Source organism: Paraburkholderia bannensis (assembly GCF_014200455.1).
GTDB classification, from domain to species: domain Bacteria; phylum Pseudomonadota; class Gammaproteobacteria; order Burkholderiales; family Burkholderiaceae; genus Paraburkholderia; species Paraburkholderia bannensis_A.
In genome coordinates, this window is record NZ_JACHBW010000025.1 from 44,684 (window position 1) to 67,319 (window position 22,636).

Annotated in this window: 20 protein-coding genes; 10 read left to right on the forward strand and 10 right to left on the reverse strand. The window is 63.8% G+C overall.

The annotated features are described in order from the left end of the window. Positions 1–79 precede the first annotated feature (79 nt). A complete protein-coding gene (proB, locus tag F4827_RS30390) occupies positions 80–1,198 on the forward strand; it encodes a glutamate 5-kinase (protein ID WP_183731514.1) in 1,119 nt (372 codons plus the stop codon). A gap of 78 nt (positions 1,199–1,276) precedes the next feature. On the opposite strand, the gene F4827_RS30395 is transcribed toward proB, so the two are convergent. Further along, on the reverse strand, positions 1,277–1,840 hold the full coding sequence (locus F4827_RS30395; RefSeq protein ID WP_183731512.1) for a CNP1-like family protein: 564 nt from the start codon (positions 1,838–1,840) through the stop codon (positions 1,277–1,279). Positions 1,841–2,001: 161 nt separating this feature from the next. Beyond that, positions 2,002–2,676, reverse strand: coding sequence for an RNA pyrophosphohydrolase (locus tag F4827_RS30400; protein ID WP_183731510.1), 675 nt, complete (start codon positions 2,674–2,676; stop codon positions 2,002–2,004). 240 nt (positions 2,677–2,916) lie between these two features. Between F4827_RS30400 and F4827_RS30405 the strand changes: the two genes are divergently transcribed. Next, positions 2,917–4,659, forward strand: a complete 1,743-nt coding sequence (locus tag F4827_RS30405) for a proline--tRNA ligase (RefSeq protein WP_183731508.1) — start codon at positions 2,917–2,919, stop codon at positions 4,657–4,659. A gap of 44 nt (positions 4,660–4,703) precedes the next feature. After that, complete coding sequence (locus F4827_RS30410) at positions 4,704–5,303, forward strand: MarC family protein (protein ID WP_027817971.1); 600 nt, start codon at positions 4,704–4,706, stop codon at positions 5,301–5,303. A 106-nt stretch (positions 5,304–5,409) separates the two neighbouring features. Here F4827_RS30410 and F4827_RS30415 read toward each other — a convergent pair whose 3' ends face one another. Together F4827_RS30415 and ffh are read right to left on the reverse strand one after the other, a co-directional pair. Then, entirely contained in the window at positions 5,410–5,961 is a 552-nt protein-coding gene (locus F4827_RS30415; protein ID WP_183731506.1) for a hypoxanthine-guanine phosphoribosyltransferase, read from the reverse strand. A gap of 148 nt (positions 5,962–6,109) precedes the next feature. Continuing rightward, positions 6,110–7,477, reverse strand: coding sequence for a signal recognition particle protein (gene ffh / locus F4827_RS30420; protein WP_027817969.1), 1,368 nt, complete (start codon positions 7,475–7,477; stop codon positions 6,110–6,112). Between the two features lie 99 nt (positions 7,478–7,576). Here ffh and F4827_RS30425 point away from each other — a divergent pair, with 99 nt between their 5' ends. From F4827_RS30425 to F4827_RS30450, 7 genes are all read left to right on the forward strand, one after another. Further along, the gene (locus F4827_RS30425; protein WP_183731503.1) at positions 7,577–8,524 is read left to right on the forward strand and encodes an inner membrane protein YpjD; all 948 of its coding nucleotides are present in this window, start codon (positions 7,577–7,579) and stop codon (positions 8,522–8,524) included. Between the two features lie 35 nt (positions 8,525–8,559). Further along, a complete protein-coding gene (locus F4827_RS30430; protein ID WP_183731501.1) occupies positions 8,560–8,898 on the forward strand; it encodes a PP0621 family protein in 339 nt (112 codons plus the stop codon). Further along, positions 8,895–9,518, forward strand: coding sequence for a 1,6-anhydro-N-acetylmuramyl-L-alanine amidase AmpD (gene ampD, locus F4827_RS30435; protein WP_183731499.1), 624 nt, complete (start codon positions 8,895–8,897; stop codon positions 9,516–9,518). The genes F4827_RS30430 and ampD overlap by 4 nt, the downstream gene beginning before the upstream one ends. Positions 9,519–10,041: 523 nt before the next feature. Next, a complete protein-coding gene (locus tag F4827_RS30440; protein WP_183731495.1) occupies positions 10,042–13,056 on the forward strand; it encodes a ribonucleoside-diphosphate reductase subunit alpha in 3,015 nt (1,004 codons plus the stop codon). Positions 13,057–13,776: 720 nt separating this feature from the next. Then, complete coding sequence (locus F4827_RS30445; RefSeq protein ID WP_183731492.1) at positions 13,777–14,988, forward strand: ribonucleotide-diphosphate reductase subunit beta; 1,212 nt, start codon at positions 13,777–13,779, stop codon at positions 14,986–14,988. A gap of 93 nt (positions 14,989–15,081) precedes the next feature. Then, on the forward strand, positions 15,082–15,399 hold the full coding sequence (locus F4827_RS35610; RefSeq protein WP_167069396.1) for a hypothetical protein: 318 nt from the start codon (positions 15,082–15,084) through the stop codon (positions 15,397–15,399). 28 nt (positions 15,400–15,427) lie between these two features. After that, on the forward strand, positions 15,428–16,054 hold the full coding sequence (locus F4827_RS30450; protein ID WP_183731488.1) for a histone H1-like DNA-binding protein: 627 nt from the start codon (positions 15,428–15,430) through the stop codon (positions 16,052–16,054). 342 nt (positions 16,055–16,396) lie between these two features. Here the strand turns inward: F4827_RS30450 and F4827_RS30455 are convergent, their stop codons facing one another. The 6 genes from F4827_RS30455 to accC all read right to left on the reverse strand — a co-directional run bounded on the left by F4827_RS30455 (position 16,397) and on the right by accC (position 22,523). Further along, positions 16,397–16,873 (reverse strand): glycine zipper 2TM domain-containing protein, encoded by a 477-nt coding sequence (locus F4827_RS30455; RefSeq protein ID WP_183731485.1) that lies wholly within the window; start codon positions 16,871–16,873, stop codon positions 16,397–16,399. A 58-nt stretch (positions 16,874–16,931) separates the two neighbouring features. Beyond that, positions 16,932–17,873 (reverse strand): carbohydrate kinase family protein, encoded by a 942-nt coding sequence (locus F4827_RS30460; RefSeq protein ID WP_183731482.1) that lies wholly within the window; start codon positions 17,871–17,873, stop codon positions 16,932–16,934. 100 nt (positions 17,874–17,973) lie between these two features. Beyond that, complete coding sequence (gene tpx, locus F4827_RS30465; RefSeq protein WP_183731479.1) at positions 17,974–18,474, reverse strand: thiol peroxidase; 501 nt, start codon at positions 18,472–18,474, stop codon at positions 17,974–17,976. Positions 18,475–18,602: 128 nt separating this feature from the next. Continuing rightward, positions 18,603–20,147: a zinc-ribbon and DUF3426 domain-containing protein gene (locus F4827_RS30470; RefSeq protein ID WP_183731476.1), complete on the reverse strand. Its 1,545-nt coding sequence runs from the start codon at positions 20,145–20,147 to the stop codon at positions 18,603–18,605. A gap of 108 nt (positions 20,148–20,255) precedes the next feature. Continuing rightward, the gene (prmA, locus tag F4827_RS30475) at positions 20,256–21,152 is read right to left on the reverse strand and encodes a 50S ribosomal protein L11 methyltransferase (RefSeq protein WP_183731472.1); all 897 of its coding nucleotides are present in this window, start codon (positions 21,150–21,152) and stop codon (positions 20,256–20,258) included. A gap of 3 nt (positions 21,153–21,155) precedes the next feature. Further along, positions 21,156–22,523, reverse strand: a complete 1,368-nt coding sequence (gene accC / locus F4827_RS30480) for an acetyl-CoA carboxylase biotin carboxylase subunit (protein ID WP_183731469.1) — start codon at positions 22,521–22,523, stop codon at positions 21,156–21,158. Positions 22,524–22,636: the final 113 nt, after the last annotated feature.

Sequence of the window (22,636 nt, forward strand, 5' to 3'; positions counted from 1 at the left end):
CACCGTTCGTGCCGGTTAGCGGTCCGCGGGCCGCACCGGCCGCTTCACGCGTCATCAGTCATTTGGGAGACCGCGCAGCATGCGTTCCGTCATCGCCGATTCCCGGCGTCTGGTAGTGAAAGTCGGTTCGAGCCTCGTCACGAACGATGGTCGCGGGCTCGATCATGTGGCCATCGGCCGATGGGCCGCGCAGATCGCGGCGCTGCGTGCGCAGGGCAAGGAAGTCGTGCTCGTGAGTTCGGGCGCGATTGCCGAAGGCATGCAACGTCTGGGCTGGACGAAGCGCCCACGCGAAATCGACGAACTGCAGGCGGCGGCGGCCGTCGGCCAGATGGGACTTGCGCAGGTCTATGAAAGCCGCTTTGCGGAACACAACATCCGCACCGCGCAGATCCTGTTGACGCACGCCGACCTGGCCGATCGCGAACGCTATCTGAACGCGCGCTCGACGCTGCTCACGCTGCTGCGTCTGGGCGTGGTGCCTATCATCAACGAGAACGACACGGTCGTCACCGACGAAATCAAGTTCGGCGACAACGATACGCTCGGCGCCCTCGTCGCCAACCTGATCGAAGGCGACGCGCTCGTCATCCTCACCGATCAAAGCGGCCTTTACACCGCCGATCCGCGCAAGGACCCGGCCGCCACGCTCGTGCAGGAAGCCGACGCCGGCAAGCCAGAGCTCGAAGCGATGGCGGGTGGCGCGGGGTCGAGCATCGGCCGTGGCGGGATGCTCACCAAGATTCTCGCGGCCAAGCGCGCGGCGCATAGCGGCGCGAACACCGTGATCGCCAGCGGTCGCGAAGAGGCGGTGCTGGTGCGGCTCGCGCGAGGTGAAGCGATCGGCACGCAACTGATCGCGCGCACGGCGCGCATAGCGGCGCGCAAGCAATGGATGGCCGATCACCTGCAGGTGCGCGGCCATGTGGTGATCGACGACGGTGCGGTGCAGAAGCTCACGGCGGACGGCAAGAGTCTCCTGCCGATCGGCGTAGTGGGCGTCCAGGGCGCGTTTGCGCGCGGCGAAGTGATCGCCTGCCTGAATGCGTCGGGCCAGGAGGTCGCGCGCGGCCTTACGAACTACAGCAGCGCGGAAACCCGGCTGATCCAGCGTCATCCGAGCGGCGAGATCGAAGGCGTGCTCGGCTATATGCTGGAGCCGGAGCTGATCCACCGCGACAACCTCGTGCTGGTCTAAGGCGCGCCACGGTGCAAGGAAAAAAGCCGCAACAGTCGATGGCTGCTGCGGCCTTTTCGTATCCGGCTCGCGTGGAAATCAGCGCACGAGCGTCGATTGCGTACGCCCGAAGCGCAGGTTCTCGCTGATCACCGGCGCCTTGCCGATCGGCATCTTGTTGGCGCAGAAGTAGTCCTGATACAGGCGCGACTGGTAGGCGTTGAGTTCGCCGTTCTCGATGCGCGACCAGTTGTTCGCCACGGTCTGGTCCCAGCCGTTGTGGTCGGCGTTCAGGCTCGCGTAGAGACGCCACTCGTAGGTGTCGCAGCGGATGCCTTCGTAATTGATGTTGCGTGCGCCGCTCGGGCTGGTGATGACGATCACATAACGCACCACGCCGTCTGTGCCGACGGTGAGCGACGCCGGATCGACGGAGAACTTCAGCGGCGTGTTGTTCGAGACGTCGAAGCCGTACAGCGTCGTGTTCGGGCCGGGCAGCGCCGGCAGGCTTTCGAGTTTGTTTTCCGTCCACTCGCCCTTGCGGTCGAGCAGATAGGTGAACGCGCTGTCGTCCTTGTTGGTGGGGCCGGAACTGCCGCAAGCGGACAGCAGGACGCTACTAGCGGCCGCGGCGCACACCGCAGCAAGAGCCAATCGTTTCAAGTGATATTCCTTCGATGCACCGGCGCTGCGCGCACGAATGCGCGGCGCCGCGAATGCGGACCGCCGTGCGCCACGCAGGCTACTGCGCAGCGCCCGCCTGGCCGGTCCGGGCGTTGGGTGCGACGTGGCGAGCCTGCGGGCGCAGAACCCAGAAAGCTGGATTACCCGTGCTCGTCCGGCGCAGGCTCGATCATACTCCCCGCCGGGTCGCAGTCGCGTTCCAGTGGGGAATGATCGGCGGCATCCATGAGCGTCGGCTCGAATTCCACCGCCTCGGCGTGCGCGGTTGCGATGAGGCGCGGGTAGCGCACCTCATGGCCATGCGCGCTATGCACATGAACGCGTTCCACACGCGCCATCGCCGGGCGTCGCAAAAATCGCGACAGCTCGGTTAGCGCCAGTTGATAGACGTCGCGCTTGAACTCGATGACCGCGTCGAGCGGCACCCAGTATTCGTTCCAGCGCCACGCATCGAACTCGGGATGCTCCGTTGCCCTCAGGCAGATATCGCAGTCGCGCCCGACCATGCGCAGCAGAAACCAGATCTGTTTCTGACCGCGATAATGGCCGCGCACTTCGCGCTTGATGAACTTGTCCGGCACCTCATAACGCAGCCAGTCGCGCGTGCGACCGACGATCTTGACGTGCTCCGGATGCAGACCGGTTTCTTCGTGCAACTCCCGATACATTGCCTGCATGGGGGTCTCACCATATTTGATGCCCCCTTGCGGAAACTGCCAGGAATGTTCGCGAACCCGTTTGCCCCAAAACACCTCGTTTCGCGCGTTCAAGAGGATGATGCCGACGTTCGGGCGAAACCCCTCACGATCCAGCATACAACCACCTTCGAATCCTTTAAAATTGCTTTGATTATAAACAGATAACGGTCCTCACGCACCCGGCGGCCAGAAGTTTGAAGCGTTTTGTCACGAAGGTGCAAAAACCGTTCGGGGCGCCCTGCGCGGGCCTAACCTGCGCGGCGCCCGGCGCGTTGTCATAATGTCGGGTCTGTGAATTCCACCGTTGGACTCTTTCGGGCGGCCTCCTGTTGCCGCCGCTTTTGGAAAAAACTCTGAATGAAAGCCTCCCGTTTCTTTATCGGCACCCTCAAGGAAGCGCCGGCTGACGCCGAAATCGTCAGCCACAAGTTGATGATCCGCGCGGGCATGATCCGTCGCGTTGCGGGCGGCATCTACAACTATCTGCCGGTTGGTCTGCGTTCGATCCGCAAGGTCGAGCAGATCGTGCGCGAGGAAATGAACCGCGCGGGCGCCATCGAACTGCTGATGCCGGCGGTGCAGCCGGCCGAACTCTGGCAGGAATCGGGGCGCTGGGAGCAATACGGGCCGGAACTGCTGCGTTTCAAGGACCGCAAGCAGACCGATTTCGTGATGGGTCCGACGCACGAAGAAGTCGTCACCGACATCGCGCGCAACCAGATCAAGAGCTACCGTCAGATGCCGGTGAACTTCTACCAGGTGCAGACGAAGTTCCGAGACGAAATCCGTCCCCGTTTTGGCGTGATGCGCGGCCGCGAATTCATCATGAAGGACGCGTACTCGTTCGATAAGGATGTCGACGGTCTGAAGCTGTCGTACCAGAAGATGTACGACGCCTATGTGCGCATCTTCACGCGCCTGGGTCTGAATTTCCGCGCGGTCGTGGCCGACAACGGCTCGATCGGCGGCAGCGGCTCGCACGAATTCCACGTGATCGCCGAAACGGGCGAGGACGACATCGCGTACTGCCCGGATTCGGATTTCGCCGCCAACGTCGAAGCGACCGAAGCGCTGCCGCTGATCGCCGAACGCGCAGCGCCCGCCGAAGCGCTCACCAAGACCTCGACGCCAGGCGCTGCGAAGTGCGAAGCCGTTGCGAAGCTGCTCGATATTCCGCTCGAAAAGACCATCAAGTCGATCATCCTTGCGACCGACAACGAAGGCGAAGGCGCTGAACCCACCATCTGGCTGCTGATGCTGCGCGGCGACCACGATCTGAACGAGATCAAGGCCGGCAAGATCGAAGGCCTCAAGGGCTTCCGCATGGCGACCGAAGCGGAAATCATCGAATGGTTCGGCACGCCGCCGGGCTACCTCGGCCCGCTCAACACGAAGAAGCCGGTCAAGGTGATCGCGGACCTTACGGTCGCGAACATGAGCGACTTCGTGGTCGGTTCGAACGAGGTGGACTTCCACACCACGGGCGTGAACTGGGGCCGCGATCTGCCGGAACCGGTCGTCGCGGATATTCGCAACGTCAAGAAGGGCGATCCGTCGCCGGACGGCAAGGGTGTGATCGACATCTGCCGCGGCATCGAAGTGGGCCACGTGTTCCAGCTCGGCACCAAGTACTCGGACGCAATGGGCGCGACCTTCCTCGCGGAAAACGGCAAGCCCGCGCCGATGCAGATGGGTTGCTACGGCATTGGCGTCACGCGTATCCTGGGTGCGGCGATCGAGCAGAACTTCGACGACAAGGGCATCATCTGGCCGGAATCGATCGCGCCGTTCCAGGTGGTCGTGTGCCCGATGGGTCTGGACCGCAGCGAACTCGTGCGCGAGCACGCCGAACGTGTGTACAACGAACTGGTCGAAGCCGGCATCGACGTGATCCTCGATGATCGCGGCGAGCGCCCGGGCGTGATGTTCGCCGACTGGGAACTGATCGGCGTGCCGCATCGTCTGGTGATCGGCGATCGTGGCCTGAAGGAAGGCAAGATCGAGTACCAGGGCCGCCGCGACACCGAAGCCACGCTGCTGCCGGCGGAAGAGGCCGCAGCCACGGTCGCGCAGAAGGTCAAGGCTGCGCTGCAGGCCTGATGCATCTCACGACAATTCACCCCAGCTAAAGGAGCGTTGCGAACGTGGAGTACAGTTTCCTGTCCGCGACGATCCTGCTGCTGCTCATCACCGATCCGCTCGGCAATATTCCGCTCTTCATCGGCTGCCTGCATCATGTGGCGCGCGAGCGCAGGGCGATCGTGATCCTGCGCGAGGTGGCGATTGCGTTCGTGATCCTGCTCATCTTCATGGTGGCCGGCAACGGCTTCCTGCGCATGATGGGGCTCACGGATACCTCGCTGCGCATCGGCGGCGGCATCGTGCTGTTTCTGATCGCGCTGCGCATGATCTTTCCGCATCCGGGCGGTCCGTTCGGCGGCGGCGACAAGGGCGGCGAGCCGCTCATCGTGCCGCTCGCGATTCCCGCACTGGCGGGGCCGTCGGCGCTGGCCACGGTCATGCTGCTCACGTCGCAGGCGCCGGGCAAGCTGTTCGAATGGATCGGCGCGCTGATCGTGACGATGGCGATCTGCGCGATCGTGCTGGTGTTGGCTGAGCGTATCCAGCAATGGCTCGGCGAGCGCGTGGTGACGGCCTTCGAGCGGCTGATGGGTTTGGTGCTGGTGGCGATTTCGGTGGAGATGATACTCGCGGGCATTGCCGCTTTCGTGCATCACCTTTGATGCACGCCTTTGATGCGCGTCTGCGCTCTCGAATTGCATCCCCCAAGCAAAACGGCTCTTCAATATTGAAGAGCCGTTTTTTTATGGTGCGTAACCCGGGCGAGTATCAGGCGCCCTCGGTCAGCGCACGAATGGTCGGCAGGTTGCGCCAGTAACCCTTCGCGTCCATGCCGCAGCCAAACACATAGCGGTCCGGCACCGAAAAACCGCAGTAATCCGGATGCAGCGGCTTGGCCTTCGGGATGATCTTCTCGCACAGCACGGCCGAGAGGAAACGCTTCGCGCCCATGTCCATGATGCGGTCGCGGATCGCGGCCATGGTCTCGCCTTCATCAAGGATGTCGTCGAGCACGATCACGACGCGGTCCTTCACCGATTCGCGCGGCGCGACGCGCCATTGCATCTCCGCGCTGCCCTTGATGGCGTTGCGGTAGCGCGTGAGGTGGATGTAGTCGAATTCGAGCGGGAAATCGAGGTGCGGCAGCAGCATGCCGGTGAACACGGCCGCGCCGCCCATCACCGACAGCACGAGCGGGAAGTCCTCGCTGATATCGGCGCGAATGGCTTCGGCCATCCGGCCGATCGACGCATTGACCTCGCTTACCGAAACGATTTCTTCGGAGTGGCGGAAAATATGGAGGGCTTCTTCGCGATTCATGACTCTGGCGGGGCGGTGGCTGTAGCTATTCAGTGTGGAAAATAACGACGGCGCGCGCTACAGCAAAAACCCGCGCTTCATGGTCCAGCTCGCGCGCCGCGTCGGTTCGGGCCGTTGCGCGGCCCGCATCAAACTATAAGAGTGTCGATCAGCGCATGCCGGGCATCATGCCCTTCATGCCGCGCATCATCTTCTGCAGATTGCCGCCCTTGAGCTTCTTCATCATGGTGCGCATCTGGTCGTACTGATTGAGCAGACGGTTCACTTCCTGCACCTGCACGCCCGCGCCCGCCGCGATGCGGCGCTTGCGCGTGGCCTTGATGAGATCGGGCTTGGCGCGCTCCTGGGCGGTCATCGAATTGATGATGCCTTCCATGCGGCGCATCTGCTTTTCGGCCTGGCCCATGTTGGCGCCCGAGGCGGCCTGCTGGAACTGCGCGGGCAGCTTGTCCATCAGCGACGACAGGCCGCCCATGCTCTTCATCTGCGTGAGCTGCGCGCGGAAATCGTTGAGGTCGAAGTCGCCGCCTTTCTTGACCTTGTCGGCGAGCTTCTGGGCAGCTTGAACGTCAACGCCGCGCTGCGCCTCTTCGACGAGGGCGAGAATGTCGCCCATGCCGAGAATACGGTTGGCCATGCGGTCCGGGTGGAACACTTCCAGACCGTCGAGCTTTTCCGCGACGCCGACGAACTTGATCGGCTTGCCGGTGATGTGGCGCACGGAGAGCGCCGCGCCGCCGCGCGAATCGCCGTCGAGCTTGGTGAGCACGACGCCAGTGAGCGGCAGGGCGTCGTTGAACGCCTTGGCGGTATTAACCGCGTCCTGACCGAGCATCGCATCGACCACGAACAGCGTTTCCGCCGGCTTGAGCGAGGCGTGCAGCGCGGTGATCTCGTTCATCATCGCCTCGTCGATACCGAGGCGGCCGGCCGTGTCGACGAGCAGCACGTCATGGTAGTGACGCTTGGCCCAGTCGACTGCGGCGGCGGCGATATCCACCGGCTTCTGATCGGGCTGCGACGGGAAGAAGTCTGCGCCGACCTGTTCCGTCACCGTCTTCAACTGCGCGATAGCGGCAGGGCGGTAGACGTCACAGGAAACGGTCAGGACCTTCTTCTTGTACTTTTCGCGCAGGAGTTTGGCGAGCTTGCCGACGGTCGTCGTTTTACCCGCGCCCTGCAGACCGGCCATGAGGATGACGGCGGGCGGCGTGACGGCGAGATTCAGCTCGACCGCCTTACCTTCGTAGTCGCCGCCGATCACGGCCGTCAGCTCGCGCTGCACCACGCCGACGAGCGCCTGGCCCGGCGACAGGCTGCTGATGACTTCTTCGCCCAGCGCCTTTTCCTTGACCTTGGCGATGAACTCGCGCACGACGGGCAGCGCCACGTCCGCTTCGAGCAGCGCGAGACGGACCTCGCGCAGCATTTCCTGCGTATTGGCTTCGGTCAGCCGGGCTTCGCCGCGCAGCGTCTTGACGACGCGCGCCATCCGTTGAGTGAGATTGTCGAGCATGGGGAGGCGGTGAGCAGTGCGGCCCGGTGCGTGTAGCGGGAGAGCGGCGCGTTTCGTCGCGATCCCGCGCGGCCAGGGGGCCTATAGTAAACTTCGAACATGGATATTGTACTGTATGCCCTCACCGTACTCTTGTACGGCAGTCTGTGCGCAGCCGACTGGCGCGCATTGCGCCGCGCCAGCGTCGAGCCGCTCTTTGGCAGCGTGCCGCCGGTGCCGCTGGCGGTTGGTCCGGCAGGCCCCACTGGCGCGGGCGCCGAAGCTTCGCGCGCGCGCAGCTTTGGCATGCTTTCGCGTGCGTTGCTGTTCGTCGCGCTCGCGGCGCACGGGCTGCTGCTGCACATGACGATCTTCCCCGCCAACGAGATGATCTTCGGCTTCGCTTTCGCGTTGTCAGCGATGTTCTGGCTTGGCGCGGTGATCTACTGGATCGAGAGCTTTTTCTTTTCGCTCGACGGATTGCGCCTGCTGCTGCTTCCGCTCGCCGCTATCGCGTCGATTCTGCCGCTCGTGTTCGGCGGCGTGCGCGTGCTGCCGTATGCGGCCGCGCCGCTCTTCAAGCTGCATTTCGTGATCGCCAACGTGGCCTATGGCCTGTTCGCCATCGCCGCGCTGCATGCGGTGCTGATGCTCGCCGTCGAGCGCCGTCTGCATGCGCTCAAGGGGGCAGGCTTCCAGCGCAACGCCGGCAACAAGGGCGGCGGCTGGCTGTCGAACTGGATCGAAACGCTGCCGCCGCTGCTGACGATGGAAAAGCTGTTGTTCCGTCTGATCGGCGCGGGCTTCGTGCTGCTCACCGCCACGCTGGTGACGGGCATCGTGTTCAGCGAGCAACTGATCGACCGTCCGCTTTCGCTCGACCACAAGACCGTGTTCGCGATCCTCTCGTGGCTGATGTTCGGCACGCTGCTCACGGCGCGCAAGATTTCGGGCTGGCGTGGCCGCTCGGCGCTGCGCTGGGTGATCGCGTCGTTTGTCGCGCTGCTGCTGGCCTATGTCGGCAGCCGCTTCGTGTTCGAGGTGCTGCTGCATCGTCCCGTGGTCTGATGCGCGCCTTCATCGTCTGATTTCCGCTTAATTTCATGCGACAGATTCTTCTCCTGATTCTGCTGTTCTTCGTCGGGCAGTGGTTCGTCAAAACGCTGCGCCGCGCGCAGCCGCAAGCGCGTCCCGGCGCGGATCCGCGTCAGCAGGGGCAGGGCGCATCGCGCGCGAACGGCGATGCGCAGAGTGCCAGCGGCGCAGGCAACAGTACTGGCAGTGGCGGCGCACTCGCCGAGCCGATGGTGCGTTGCGCCGAGTGCGGCGTGCACGCGCCGCGCAGCGACTCGGTGAGCGTGGGCACGCAGCACTTCTGCAGTTCTGCGCACGCGCGCGCTTACGACGCGCGCAAGACCCGCCAGGATCGTCCCGCACGATGAGTCACGAGGTAGCGCCGCCTGCGTACACGGTCGATGCGCAGGGCTGGGTTTCTCCCGCGCAGCGTCTGCCGTCACCGAATTTCGAAGCGCGTCCCGATGGTGCGGTGCCGACGCTCATCGTCGTGCACAACATCAGCCTGCCGCCCGATACCTTCGGCGGTCCCGAGATCGCCGATCTTTTTCTCAATCGCCTCGATTGCGACGCGCACCCGTACTTCGATGCGCATCTGCGCGGCGTGCGCGTGTCGGCGCATTTCGTGATCCATCGCGACGGCGCGCTCGAACAGTTCGTATCGTGTGATGAGCGCGCCTGGCATGCGGGACTGTCGAGCTTCTTCGGACGCGAGCGCTGCAACGACTTTTCGATCGGCATCGAGCTGGAGGGCAGCGATACGAAGCCCTTCGAAGCCGCGCAATATGCGACACTCGCGCCGCTCGTGCGCGCGTTGTGCGCGCACTATCCGATCGACTCGCTGGCCGGGCACTCGGATATCGCGCCAGGTCGCAAGACCGATCCGGGGCCGCACTTCGACTGGGCGCGTCTGCAGCAACGGACGCAACTCGGCGATGTGTTCTTTCCCTATCTTTTTCCGCGCGATGGATCGCCAGCGTCGTCTTGACGCAGTGAAGCGCAACTAAACGGAAGGCTTTCGGCGCGCTAACCATAGCGTGGCGTATGGGCTTTTTCGACGCGCCGCGCGCGAATGCCCGCGCCGTCTGGCCTTCGCGCCGCAGGCAATGTTGTCAAGACTTCAGGCAAAAAAATAAGCCGTTGACCCTCCGGCAACTTCCACTATACTTCGTACCCGAAGCACGGCTTTACACCATATGTTGTGTTGTTATGCGGCGCCCCGCTCGGTCGAGCATGGCGCCGCGCGCATTAGCGGCATAGGAAAAATTGTGCGGTGCAGTCGGCCTTGAAGCCGGCGCACCGGCTGGTATCGAGAGAAAAGGGTACAGCCAATGATCGCGGCATCCACGATGAAGACCGAAGCATTGCGTGGTTCATCTGCCTTGCCGCATCCGGCAGCCTCGCCAGGCTGGCCCCCCATCTCCCCCCAATCGTCCGCGCACACGGGGGCGCGGCATCCGTATTAATTCGCGAATTCCCTTCGCACATTTCCAGGACCAGGAGCTTTGCACATGCAAACGACCGATAACGTCTCGACCCGGTATGAAGGCGCGCACGCCGCGCAGCTGGGTGGTCAGCCGCAGGACGGCCAGACCGGCGCAACGCAGTTCGCCGACCACAAGGTGATCCGCCGTAACGGCAGCGTTGTGGGCTTCGAGCCGTCGAAGATCGCCCTCGCCATGACCAAGGCATTCCTGGCCGTCAATGGCGGACAGGGTGCAGCATCGGCGCGCGTTCGCGAACTCGTCGAGCAGTTGACGCAGAACGTGGTGCGCGCGCTGGTGCGCAGCCGCCCGAACGGCGGCACGTTCCACATCGAAGACATCCAGGATCAGGTCGAACTCGCGCTGATGCGCGGCGGCGAGCACAACGTTGCGCGCGCCTACGTGCTGTATCGCGAAAAGCGCAGCCAGGAACGCACGCATGCGCCCGAAGCGGCAGCCGCGCCTGGCATCAACGTGATCGACAACGGCGTCTCGCGTCCGCTCGACATGCAAGCGCTGCGCGCGTTGATCGTGTCGGCAACCGAAGGTCTGGGCGACGCTGTGAGCGCCGACCCGATCGTCGCTGAAACGGTCAAGAACCTGTACGACGGCGTGCCGATGTCGCAGGTCTACGACTCGGCGATCCTCGCCGCACGCACGATGATCGAAAAGGATCCGGCCTACAGCCAGGTCACGTCGCGCATCCTGCTGCACACGATCCGTCGCGAAATTCTGGAAGAAGAAGTCACGCAAGCCGACATGGGCTGGCGCTACGCCGAATACTTCCCGCAGTTCATCAAGCGCGGCGTCGAAGCCGGCCTGCTCGACGACAAACTGCAACAGTTCGACCTCAAGCGTCTGGGCAATGCGCTCGACGCCGGCCGCGACCTGCAGTTCGGCTACCTCGGGCTGCAGACGCTGTACGACCGCTACTTCCTGCACGTCGGCGGCACCCGCATCGAAATGCCGCAGGCATTCTTCATGCGCGTCGCGATGGGCCTGTCGCTCAACGAAATCGACCGCGAAGCGCGTGCGATCGAGTTCTACAACGTGCTCTCGTCGTTCGACTTCATGTCGTCCACGCCCACGCTGTTCAACTCGGGCACGCACCGCTCGCAGCTGTCGTCGTGCTACCTCACGACGGTTGCCGACGACCTCGACGGCATCTACGAAGCGCTCAAGGACAACGCACTGCTGTCGAAGTTCGCCGGCGGTCTGGGCAACGACTGGACGCGCGTGCGCGCACTCGGTTCGCACATCAAGGGCACGAACGGCAAGTCGCAAGGCGTGGTGCCGTTCCTGAAGGTCGTGAACGACACGGCCGTGGCGGTGAACCAGGGCGGCAAGCGCAAGGGCGCGGTCTGCGCATACCTGGAAACCTGGCACCTGGACATCGAAGAATTCCTGGAGCTGCGCAAGAACACGGGCGATGACCGTCGCCGTACGCACGACATGAACACGGCGAACTGGATTCCCGACCTGTTCATGAAGCGCGTGATGGAAGGCGGCGACTGGACGCTGTTCTCGCCGTCGACCTGCCCGGATCTGCACGACCTGTTCGGCGCGGATTTCGAAAAGGCTTACGTCGCTTACGAAGAGAAGGCTGCGCGCGGCGAGATCAAGCTGTTCAAGAAGCTGCCGGCTGCGCAACTGTGGCGCAAGATGCTGGGCATGCTGTTCGAAACGGGCCACCCGTGGATCACGTTCAAGGATCCGTGCAACGTGCGCTCGCCGCAGCAGCACGTCGGCGTCGTCCACTCGTCGAACCTGTGCACGGAAATCACGCTGAACACCAGCGACACGGAAATCGCCGTGTGTAACCTGGGTTCGGTGAACCTCGTCGCGCACATGATCGAACAGGCCGACGGCACGTTCGCGCTCGATCACGAGAAGCTCAAGCGCACCATCAGCGTGGCGATGCGCATGCTCGACAACGTGATCGACATCAACTACTACGCAGTGGCGAAGGCGCGTAACTCGAACCTGAAGCACCGTCCGGTCGGCATGGGCATCATGGGCTTCCAGGACTGCCTGCACGTTCTGCGCACGCCGTTTGCTTCGCAAGAGGCGGTCGAGTTCGCCGATCGTTCGATGGAAGCGGTCTGCTACTACGCTTACTGGGCGTCGACGGAACTGGCAGCCGAGCGCGGCCGTTACTCGACCTACCGCGGCTCGCTGTGGGATCGCGGCATCCTCCCGCAGGACACGATCAAGCTGCTCGAAGAAGCACGCGGCGGTTACGTCGAAGTCGATTCGAGCGAAACGATGGACTGGACCTCGCTGCGCGAGCGCATCGCCACGCACGGCATGCGTAACTCGAACTGCATCGCGATCGCACCGACCGCGACCATCTCGAACATCATCGGCGTGTCGCCGTGTATCGAGCCGACGTTCCAGAACCTCTACGTGAAGTCGAACCTCTCGGGCGAATTCACGGTGGTGAACGACTACCTCGTTCGCGATCTGAAGGCGCGCGGTCTGTGGGACGAAGTCATGGTCGCCGACCTGAAGTACTTCGACGGCATGCTCTCGCGCATCGACCGCGTGCCGGCCGATCTGCGCGCTGTGTACGCAACGGCGTTCGAAGTCGATCCGACGTGGCTGGTCGAAGCGGCCTCGCGTCGCCAGAAGTGGATCGACCAGGCGCAGTCGCTGAACATCTTCATGGCGGGTGCATCGGGCAAGAAGCTCGACGAGATCTACAAGCTCGCATGGGTGCGCGGCCTGAAGACCACCTACTACCTGCGCACGATGGCGGCCACGCACGTCGAGAAGTCGACGGTCGCTCACGGCGCGCTCAACGCGGTGCCGACGGGCGGTTCGAACGGCGGCGGCGCAAGCGGCGGTGCTGGCTTCGGTGCAGCCGGCGGCGCAGCCAACGGTGGTTCGACGGTGATGCATTCGGCTCCCGCGCAGTCAGCCGCGCAGGCAGCCGCGCAGTCAGCCGATCAGGCCGCAGAAGCGGCACCGGAAGCGGAAGGTCCGGTGTGCATGATGCGTCCGGGCGATGCCGGCTTCGAAGAGTGCGAGGCTTGCCAGTAACTCGGGTGACCCGCTCGCCAATAAAGCGGCAGCGCGCAGTGCAACACTGCGCGCATGACGCAGGACCGCGAGCCGTACAGCAGCAACCCGGCAGTACCGTAGTCAACAATAGTAGGTAGTCGTAGCGTTTGAAGGGCGGCGTGCGCAAGGCGCGCCGCCTGTCTCTCCCGACGAAGTGCCGATGTGCAACTAGCGACGCGGCACGCGCATTGCGGACCACCACGAACAAGAGGCTTCAGGAATCCCTGGGGTTTTTTGCGAGCGAGTGACTACAGTGTGTGATGAGAGTCGGGATGTGCCGCGCGAAGCATGTGAGATGCGACGCGAGATGCGCAGTGAGGCAGCGCGATCGACATGCGGATCGACAGATTTCGCAGCAACGCAAAACGCGTGACGGACGTAGTGAAGGACAGCGTGGGAGCGAGCGTGAAAGCGATCGCAAGCGGCGAGTGAAGTTCCATGCGAAGCACTCGCGAAACGAAGCCTCTTTCACCTGCGTTCACGATTGCGCGAAGACCACGATACGCGTCATGACAGTGACGTTCGAGCGACGCTGAAGCGAAGCTTGCGCACTGTTCACGCGAGTCGATCGAGACGATGCGATAACAAAGTGTTGTATCGAGGTCTCAACGCGAATCGAAAACAGGTTTTTTCGTGTGCGAACCCTTTTACCGCTCACGAAAAGATGGTACAAACCGTTCTAAATTGATGGTGACATTTATGCTCAACTGGGATGACGAGAACACGGCCGTAACTCCGTCGAGCGGTGCGCAGCAAAACGCAATGCGCAACCTCGCGGGACAGGCTGTCTCTGCTCCGGGCATGCACTCCGCTCCTCAGTCCTCTTCGGCGCAAAACATCTTCGCCGCCGACTTCGCTGTCGCTCCGCCGCCGCAGACGCCGGTCTCGACCGAAGGTCGCGTGAATGTCGCCGACAAGCGCATCATCAACGGTCAGACCGACGTCAATCAGTTGGTCCCGTTCAAGTACAAGTGGGCCTGGGAGAAGTACCTGGCTGGCTGTGCGAATCACTGGATGCCGCAGGAAGTGAACATGTCGCGCGACATCGCCCTGTGGAAAGACCCGAATGGTCTGACCGAGGACGAGCGCCGCATCGTGAAGCGCAACCTCGGCTTCTTCGTGACCGCCGACTCCCTCGCCGCCAACAACATCGTGCTCGGCACCTACCGGCACATCACGGCGCCCGAATGCCGCCAGTTCCTGCTGCGCCAGGCGTTCGAAGAGGCGATCCACACGCACGCATACCAGTACATCGTTGAATCGCTCGGTCTGGACGAAAGCGAAATCTTCAACGCGTACCACGAGGTCAAGTCGATCCGCGACAAGGACGAGTTCCTGATTCCGTTCATCACGACGCTCACGGACCCCTCGTTCAAGACCGGTACGCTCGAAGCCGACCAGACGCTGCTCAAGTCGCTGATCGTGTTCGCTTGCATCATGGAAGGTCTGTTCTTCTATGTGGGCTTTACGCAGATTCTCGCGCTCGGCCGCCAGAACAAGATGACGGGCGCCGCTGAGCAGTATCAGTACATCCTGCGCGACGAGTCGATGCATTGCAATTTCGGCATCGACCTGATCAACCAGATCAAGCTCGAAAATCCGCAGCTGTGGACCCCGGCGTTCCGCGCGGAAATCACCGAACTGTTCAAGCAGGCCGTCGATCTCGAATACCGTTACGCGGAAGACACCATGCCGCGTGGCGTGCTGGGCCTGAACGCGTCGATGTTCAAGAGCTATCTGCGCTTCATCTGCAACCGTCGCTGCCAGCAGATCGGCCTCGACGCGCTGTTCCCGAACGAAGAGAACCCGTTCCCGTGGATGAGCGAAATGATCGACCTGAAGAAGGAACGCAACTTCTTCGAAACGCGTGTGATCGAGTATCAGACGGGCGGTGCGCTGACCTGGGAGTGACCCGGACGCACTGCGCAGTCAGTCATTTGGGGTTGCCGCGAGGCGCTACGCGAGCGCCTTCGCCGGCATGACGATTAGGAGCAGGAACGCCTGATGCAAAGCGTGCCCGGAGCCCTGGCGGCTCAACTACGTGTAAGGCACTTTGCGAACCCTTCAGAGGGATGGGCAAACTTCCCCCCGGAAAAAGGCGCGAGCCGTGTGGCTTGCGCCCTCAACGAACGTTGCCCGGTGTCGGTAGCCGACGCCGGAAAGACTTGGCGCGCCGTGTCATTGGACACGGCGCGCCTTACCGCATTCATTAGCGTAAGCGCGCGGGATCAGCGTACGCCGATGAATAGCCCGCTTTGTAGCGTGCGCCCTGAGAAGCGTTTGCGGGAAGCGGGTTTTGACGAAGGGTGTAGTTTGAACTGACTCTCATCTGAACCTGAAGGAGAAAAAAATGGCACTTGCCAAGAAGAAACCGGCGGTCAAGAAAGCCGCAGTGAAGAAGGTCGCAGCGAAGAAGGCTGCTGCTCCGGCGAAGAAGGCCGCAGTGAAGAAAGTGGCCGCGGTGAAGAAGGTTGCTGCGAAGAAGGCAGCACCGGCGAAGAAGGTTGCTGCGAAGAAGGCAGCGCCGGCCAAGAAGGCAGCACCGGCGAAGAAGGTTGCAGCCAAGAAAGTCGCCGTGAAGAAGGTTGCTGCGAAGAAGGCAGCACCGGCGAAGAAGGTCGCAGCGAAGAAGGTTGCAGCGAAGAAAGTCGCCGTGAAGAAGGTTGCTGCGAAGAAGGCGGCACCGGCGAAGAAGGCCGCAGCGAAGAAGGTTGCAGCGAAGAAAGTGGCCGTGAAGAAGGTTGCTGCGAAGAAGGCAGCACCGGCGAAGAAGGCTGCGCCCGCGAAGAAGGCTGCTGCCAAGAAGGCTGCGCCTGCGAAGAAGGCCGCGCCTGCTGCGAAGAAGCCCGCTGCGAAGAAGGCTGCCGCTGCTGCGCCTGCGGCTCCTGCTGCGCAACCGGCTGCGCCCGCAGCAACGGTGAAGACGGCGCTGAACCCGGCTGCTGCATGGCCGTTCCCGACGGGCAGCCGTCCGTAAGCCGTTCGAGTTGTACAAGCAGTAAAAGCCGAAGCACGCGAGAGTCAGTTAAACAACGCGTGCTTCGGTGGTCGGGCCTGGCGGCTTGCTCGCGAGGTTCGGCCTGCAATCCCGTCGCAGGGTTCTCCGCGACGGGATTTTTTTCGTCTGCGAGTTTTGCTCGACCTGTGCTGCTCGCGCTACAGGATCACAACGCGGGCATGAAAAAAGGCGCATGCACAGGGGAGAGCATGCGCCTGAGGTTCCGCAGATCAGGCGCATGGCACCCGCGCTGCGGTACAGGGGAAACCGGTCTTCGGTTGCCGACGTGATGCACACGTCAGCGCGAGTCAAGCTACAGCCCTAGTGCGTCACGCGCGTCACGCCGCCGCTAGAGAGCAGGCGCACGCGGTCGCCGGCCTGGAACACTTCACCGGTGGCGGACTGCGTGATGGCGCGATAGTCGCCGTTATCCAGGCGCACAGTGATTTCGAGGCCATCGTGCACGGCGACGCCGTTCTCCACCGCATTGCCGGCCACCGCGCCCGCGATGCCGCCGATGATGCCAGTGACGATCGAGCCGCGGCCGCCGCCGATCGCGCTGCCGGCCACCGCGCCAAGCGCGCCGCCGCCGACTGCGCCCAGACCGCTAGGCTGGCCGTTGTTCGAGCTGATCTTCACCGCCCGCACGCTTTCGACCACGGCCATGCGCACCGTGGCTTCGCGTTGCGCCTGCGAGGCGGTGTACACGTCGGCGGAACTGCTGTTATAGGCACAACCCGTCACGGCGAGCGAGCCCGCGATCATGACGGCCACAATCAGACGATTTGTTGTTTTCATTTCCCGTAACTCCAATGCGCTTCAATGCACGCCGTTCCCGCGGCGCTGCGCTAGCTGTTCACAGCGACAGCTCGTAACCGAACGCCGCCTTGAAACGTTCCTCGATCTGCGCCTTGCCAGGCGCATAGTTCTGCGGACCTTGTTGTTCGATCTTGAGCGCGCCCATCAGGCTGGCCAGACGCCCGGTGGTTGCCCAGCCGAGCTTGTTCTCGATGCCGTAGAGCAGACCGCCGCGGAATGCGTCGCCGCAACCGGTGGGGTCGAGCACGCGTTCGGCCTGCACAACGGGAATCTCTTCGATCTGGCCGTCGTGGTAGATCTGCGAGCCTTGCTCGCCGCGCGTGATGATGAGCGCATCCACCTTGCTGGCCATCTCTTCGATCGACCAGCCGGTGCGGTGGCTCACAAGGTTGGCTTCGTAATCGTTGACCGTCAGATAGGTCGCAAGTTCAATCGCGCGACGCAGCGACGCACCGTCGAACAGCGGCAAACCTTGACCCGGATCGAAGACAAACGGGATTTTTGCGGCTGCGAGCTGCTCCACGTGCTGAACCATGCCGTCGAAGCCGTCCGGCGCGACGATGCCGAGCTTGATGCCGGGCGCTTCGTCTGCCTTGTTCACGTGCGATTGCATCATCGCGCCCGGGTGGAACGCGGTGATCTGGTTGTTTTCGAGATCGGTCGTGATCATCGCCTGCGCCGACCACATGTCGGGCAGCACGCCCACATGGGTGGTGTTCAGGCCGAGCGCGGCGAAGCGGTCCATGTAGGGCTGCGCGTCGTTGGCGCCGAGCGTGCCCATGATGCGCGCATCGCCGCCCAGCAAATGCAGCGCGTAGCCGATATTGCCGGCGCAGCCGCCGAATTCGCGGCGCATCGTCGGCACGAGGAAGCTCACGTTCAGGATGTGCACCTGCTCGGGCAGGATGTGCTCCCGGAAGCGACCCTCGAAGGTCATGATGTTGTCGTAGGCGAGCGAGCCGCAAATGAGCGTAGCCAAGGCGGGAATTCCTGTGATGCGTGTGATGAAAGAGGGCGGCGCGGCGGGCGATGTCGTTTCGATGAGTCTTCGCAATGCCGCTACGCGCCGCCGTCCGTGATTACTTCAGCGCGGCGAGCGCTGCGTCGTAGTTCGGCTCGTTCTTGATTTCGCCGACGCGTTCGGCGTACACGACGTTGTCGTCGGCGTCGATCACGACCACGGCGCGTGCCGTCAGGCCGGTCAGCGGGCCGCTGGTGATGTCCACGCCGTAGGCTTGCGCGAACTCGTGGCCGCGGAAGGTCGACGCCGTGACGACGTTTTCGATGCCTTCGGTCGTGCAGAAGCGGCCGGCGGCGAACGGCAGGTCGCCCGAGATCACGACGACAGCGGTGTTTTCGAGGTTCGCTGCCGCTTCGTTGAACTTGCGCGTCGAGGTGGCGCAGGTCGGCGTGTCGAGGCTCGGAACGATGTTCAGGACCTTGCGCTTGCCTGCGAAATCGGCGAGGGCGACGGGCTTCAGATCCTTGCCGACGAGCGAGAACGACGGGGCTTTCTGGCCCGGCGCCGGGAAGGTGCCTGCGACGTCGATCGGGTTACCGCCTAGCGTGACTTGACTCATGATGCTCTCCGGATTCAAAGCTGTTGTGGTGAGTGGCGCACCCGACGGGGTCGGGTGCCAGGGGCGCGCGAGCGTGCATCGTGTGAGCGGCGCGCTCGCGCGCGGGGATGCGTGGTTAAGTGTCGCCGTTACGGATAGAAGATCTCGATGCGGAAATTCGACGCGATGACGTTGCCGGTATCGAGCCGCACGATCATCGTCTGCGTGGTGCGCGCGGGCAGGCCGCCATCGATGCGGGTGCCGGGAGGCACGTAGTCCTGCGGCCACAGCACGCGGCGCAGGACCACGTTGTTCTGGCGGTCTAGCAGCGTCAGTTCGATCGCCGGATAGGCGAGCGCCACCTGGAAGCGGTTGCGCAGCGGCACCTTCAGTTCGAGATGATGCGGGTCGTCCACCTGGCGCAGATCGGATGGCTGGACCTGCAGACCGTCGATATCGCGCGGCGGGCTCACGTGGCAGCCCAACTGCGCGCAGACCTGCTGGTAGATCGGCTGCGACGCGGGCCAGTAGACCATGACGCTTTCGCGCTGCCACCAGACCAGCTGCAACGCCAGCAGTACGATCAGCGCAAGCGCCAGCAGCGAGCCGAAAATGCGCCAGCCCGGATGCCCTTTCGCGCGCGCGGGCGCTTCACGGGTGACCGCGAAGGGCTCGTCGGCGCTATTGGGTTCGAGCGCGGTGAAGGCGGGGGCTGCAGCGGTCGCGACCGCTGCCACACCGGCCGCCGCCGCTGCCGTGACGGCCGTGGAGCGATGCAGCGCCGGTTCGGGATCGGCGCTGGGTGGGCGAGATGCGTGATGAGCGATTTCCCCCGACGAAAGCGTCGGTTCGGCGGGACCCGGATGCGCGCTGCCTGGAGCGAGCGGTTCGGGCGGCACCAGTTCGGGCTCGACGCGCGTCCAGCGCGTGGCCGGCGGGAAGGGTTCGGCGGGCGTTTCGGGCGCGGTCTGCGCGGCGGCGGATGCGGACGCGAACGTGGGTTCATCGTCGTGGATCACGCGCATTTCGGCATTGCGCGCCGCGTTGCTGGTTGCGGCGGCAGCGAGGCTCACTTGCGGCAGATGCTCCGCGTTGTATTGCAGGCGCGGATCGATGTGGCTGTCCGGCAAGGGAGCCCACGGGTCCCAGGCGGCACCCGCAAAATTCGGCGGGGGAGCGGGGCGGGGGGGAGCCGGTTCCGGCTGGGGCGCGTGATCGGGTACCTGCGCGGCTACCTGCTCGGGCTCGGCGACCGCTTCATGAATCTGGGCAAAGCTTTCCGGCGCGGCTTCCAGCGCGTGACCGGGCGCGGCGAGTTGTTGCTCAGTTGTCTGCCCGGTTACCTGCGTCTGGGCAGGCTCCTGCACCGCTTCTGGCTCAGGCTCGCGGGGCGTCTCTACAACGGGTTCGATGTGTACGGGCTGGGTTGCGGGCTGGGGTGCGGGCGTTGAAGCGTGCGCGGAATGCGGTGCCGCCGCCGCAGCGTCCGGCGTCGTCAGGCTCGCGGCGATATCGGCCGCAACCGGCGTGGCCAGCGCGAAATCGCCGCCTTCGGGCATCTCGTACAGGCCACCCGTTGCGTCGAAAGCTTCCTGGCAATGGCCGCAGCGCACGAGGCCGCGGCGCGCGGCAAGCTGCGCCGGCTGGATTCGGAATACGGTTTCGCAGAAGGGGCAGCGCGTGGCCAGGAGCATGTGTGCCGTGGACCCGGATGGTTGGCGATACCCGCCATTCTAATGGCAATCCACGACGCTTAACGACTTGAGCCGCCGCCCCGTAGGGCGGGCGGCTTTCGTGGTGCGTTACGCGCGGCGCGTACCGGCCAGGCAAACCCAGCCTTCGTGTTCGCGCCAGACCGAGATATCGATCCACTTCGCGTACACCTGGGCCACTTCGTCGGCCTGACGGGCCAGAATGCCCGACAGCGCGATGCGTCCACCCGGCTTCACGCGCGACGACAGCATCGACGCCATCAGCTTGAGCGGATTCGAAAGAATGTTGGCGACGACGATGTCGAACTCGCCCGGCTGGAGGTCGTCAGGCAGGCCGTAAGTGACGTCGGCGTGGTTACGTTCGCTGTTATGGCGCGCCGATTCGACCGCCTGCGGGTCGATGTCGATGCCGATCACCGGATTCGCGCCGCACTTCTTCGCGAGAATCGCGAGGATGCCCGAGCCGCAGCCATAGTCCAGCAGCGACGAATTAGCCTGCACGTTCTGCTCCAGCCATTCCATGCAAAGACGCGTGGTGGGATGGCTGCCCGTGCCGAACGCGAGGCCCGGATCGAGTTCGAGCACGAGAGCATTGGGATCGGGCGCGTCATGCCACGAGGGCACGACCCAGATGCGCTCGCCGATCGGAATCGGGTCGAACTGCGATTGCGTCAGACGCACCCAGTCCTGTTCCTCGACTTCGCGCAGCAGGTGCTTCGGCGTTTCCGGCAAGCCCATCTCGTTGCACGCGGCCACGAGCAGCACGGCGGGATCCTGATCGTCGCCGATCAGCGCGATCACGCGCGAATGCTGCCACGCGGTGCGCTCGGGCGTGAGGCCCGGCTCGCCGAAGAGCGGCTGCTCGTCGGGCGTGTCGGCGTCGGCGTCTTCCACCGACACCGAGAGGGCGCCAAGCTCAAGCAGCGCGTCGGAGAGTTCCTCCGCGCGGTCGCGCTCAAGCTCGACGATCAGTTCCCGGTAGCTCATGGATTACGCTTCGTCCTTCTTCACAGCCTGGCGTTCGGCCAGACGGCTTTCGAGGTAGTGAATGCTCGTGCCGCCTTCGACGAACTTGGCGTCGAGCATCAGTTCGCGGTGCAGCGGAATGTTGGTCGAAATGCCTTCGACGACCATTTCCGACAGTGCGATGCGCATGCGCTGGATCGCCTGTTCGCGCGTTGCACCGTAGGTGATCAGCTTGCCGATCATCGAATCATAGTTCGGCGGCACGAAATAGCCATTGTAGGCATGCGAGTCGACGCGCACGCCCGGGCCCCCCGGCATATGCCAGGAGGTCAGACGGCCCGGCGACGGCGTGAACTTGAACGGATCTTCGGCGTTGATACGGCACTCGATCGCGTGGCCCTTCAACTGGATGTCGCGCTGGCGGAACGCGAGCTTCTCGCCAGCGGCGATGCGGATCTGTTCCTGCACGATGTCGATGCCGGTGATCTGCTCCGTGACCGGGTGCTCGACCTGCACGCGCGTGTTCATTTCGATGAAGTAGAACTCGCCGTTTTCGTACAGGAATTCGAACGTGCCCGCGCCCAGATAGCCCATCTTCTTGCAGGCGTCGGCGCAACGATCGCCGATGCGGTCGAGCAGGCGGCGCGCGATGCCCGGCGCCGGCGCTTCCTCGATCACCTTCTGGTGGCGGCGCTGCATCGAGCAGTCGCGCTCGCCCAGCCACACGGCGTTCTTGAACGAATCGGCCAGCACCTGAATCTCGATGTGACGCGGATTCTCAAGGTACTTCTCCATGTACACCTGCGGGTTGCCGAAGGCGCGGCCCGCTTCTTCGCGCGTCATGTTGACCGCGTTCACCAGCGCCGCTTCCGTGTGCACCACGCGCATGCCGCGACCGCCGCCGCCGCCCGACGCCTTGATGATGACCGGGTAGCCGATCGTGCGTGCGATCTTGACGATTTCCTTCGGATCATCGGGCAGCGCGCCTTCCGAGCCCGGCACGCAAGGCACGCCGGTCTTGATCATGGTCTGCTTGGCCGTGACCTTGTCGCCCATCATGCGGATGGTTTCCGGGCGCGGACCGATGAAGGTGAAGCCCGATTGCTCGACGCGCTCGGCGAAGTCGGCGTTTTCCGACAGGAAGCCGTAGCCGGGGTGGATCGCCTCGGCATCCGTGACTTCCGCCGCGCTGATGAGCGCCGGCATGTTCAGGTAGGAAAGATTCGAAGGCGCCGGGCCGATACAGACCGCCTCGTCGGCGAGCTTCACGTACTTGGCTTCCTTGTCGGCTTCCGAATAGACGACGACCGTCTTGACACCGAGTTCGCGGCACGCGCGCTGAATGCGCAGCGCGATTTCGCCACGATTGGCGATTAGGATTTTTTCAAACATGGTGGGTATTCGACTCATCAATGGGCGCCGCATGGCAATGCAGGCGGGCCGCCAGGGAGGACCGGGGGTGCGCGCGGCGCTGGTGGCCGCGCGCGCCGCGACCGGCGAGGGCG

What these genes read in the sequence shown, in the direction of transcription:
- proB (WP_183731514.1), top strand. Translation starts at nt 80, where the DNA reads ATGCGTTCCGTCATCGCCGATTCCCGGCGTCTGGTAGTGAAAGTCGGT.
- F4827_RS30400 (WP_183731510.1), bottom strand. Translation starts at nt 2,676, where the DNA reads ATGCTGGATCGTGAGGGGTTTCGCCCGAACGTCGGCATCATCCTCTTG.
- F4827_RS30405 (WP_183731508.1), top strand. Translation starts at nt 2,917, where the DNA reads ATGAAAGCCTCCCGTTTCTTTATCGGCACCCTCAAGGAAGCGCCGGCT.
- F4827_RS30415 (WP_183731506.1), bottom strand. Translation starts at nt 5,961, where the DNA reads ATGAATCGCGAAGAAGCCCTCCATATTTTCCGCCACTCCGAAGAAATC.
- ffh (WP_027817969.1), bottom strand. Translation starts at nt 7,477, where the DNA reads ATGCTCGACAATCTCACTCAACGGATGGCGCGCGTCGTCAAGACGCTG.
- F4827_RS30425 (WP_183731503.1), top strand. Translation starts at nt 7,577, where the DNA reads ATGGATATTGTACTGTATGCCCTCACCGTACTCTTGTACGGCAGTCTG.
- F4827_RS30430 (WP_183731501.1), top strand. Translation starts at nt 8,560, where the DNA reads ATGCGACAGATTCTTCTCCTGATTCTGCTGTTCTTCGTCGGGCAGTGG.
- ampD (WP_183731499.1), top strand. Translation starts at nt 8,895, where the DNA reads ATGAGTCACGAGGTAGCGCCGCCTGCGTACACGGTCGATGCGCAGGGC.
- F4827_RS30440 (WP_183731495.1), top strand. Translation starts at nt 10,042, where the DNA reads ATGCAAACGACCGATAACGTCTCGACCCGGTATGAAGGCGCGCACGCC.
- F4827_RS30445 (WP_183731492.1), top strand. Translation starts at nt 13,777, where the DNA reads ATGCTCAACTGGGATGACGAGAACACGGCCGTAACTCCGTCGAGCGGT.
- F4827_RS35610 (WP_167069396.1), top strand. Translation starts at nt 15,082, where the DNA reads ATGCAAAGCGTGCCCGGAGCCCTGGCGGCTCAACTACGTGTAAGGCAC.
- F4827_RS30450 (WP_183731488.1), top strand. Translation starts at nt 15,428, where the DNA reads ATGGCACTTGCCAAGAAGAAACCGGCGGTCAAGAAAGCCGCAGTGAAG.
- F4827_RS30455 (WP_183731485.1), bottom strand. Translation starts at nt 16,873, where the DNA reads ATGAAAACAACAAATCGTCTGATTGTGGCCGTCATGATCGCGGGCTCG.
- tpx (WP_183731479.1), bottom strand. Translation starts at nt 18,474, where the DNA reads ATGAGTCAAGTCACGCTAGGCGGTAACCCGATCGACGTCGCAGGCACC.
- F4827_RS30470 (WP_183731476.1), bottom strand. Translation starts at nt 20,147, where the DNA reads ATGCTCCTGGCCACGCGCTGCCCCTTCTGCGAAACCGTATTCCGAATC.
- prmA (WP_183731472.1), bottom strand. Translation starts at nt 21,152, where the DNA reads ATGAGCTACCGGGAACTGATCGTCGAGCTTGAGCGCGACCGCGCGGAG.
- accC (WP_183731469.1), bottom strand. Translation starts at nt 22,523, where the DNA reads ATGTTTGAAAAAATCCTAATCGCCAATCGTGGCGAAATCGCGCTGCGC.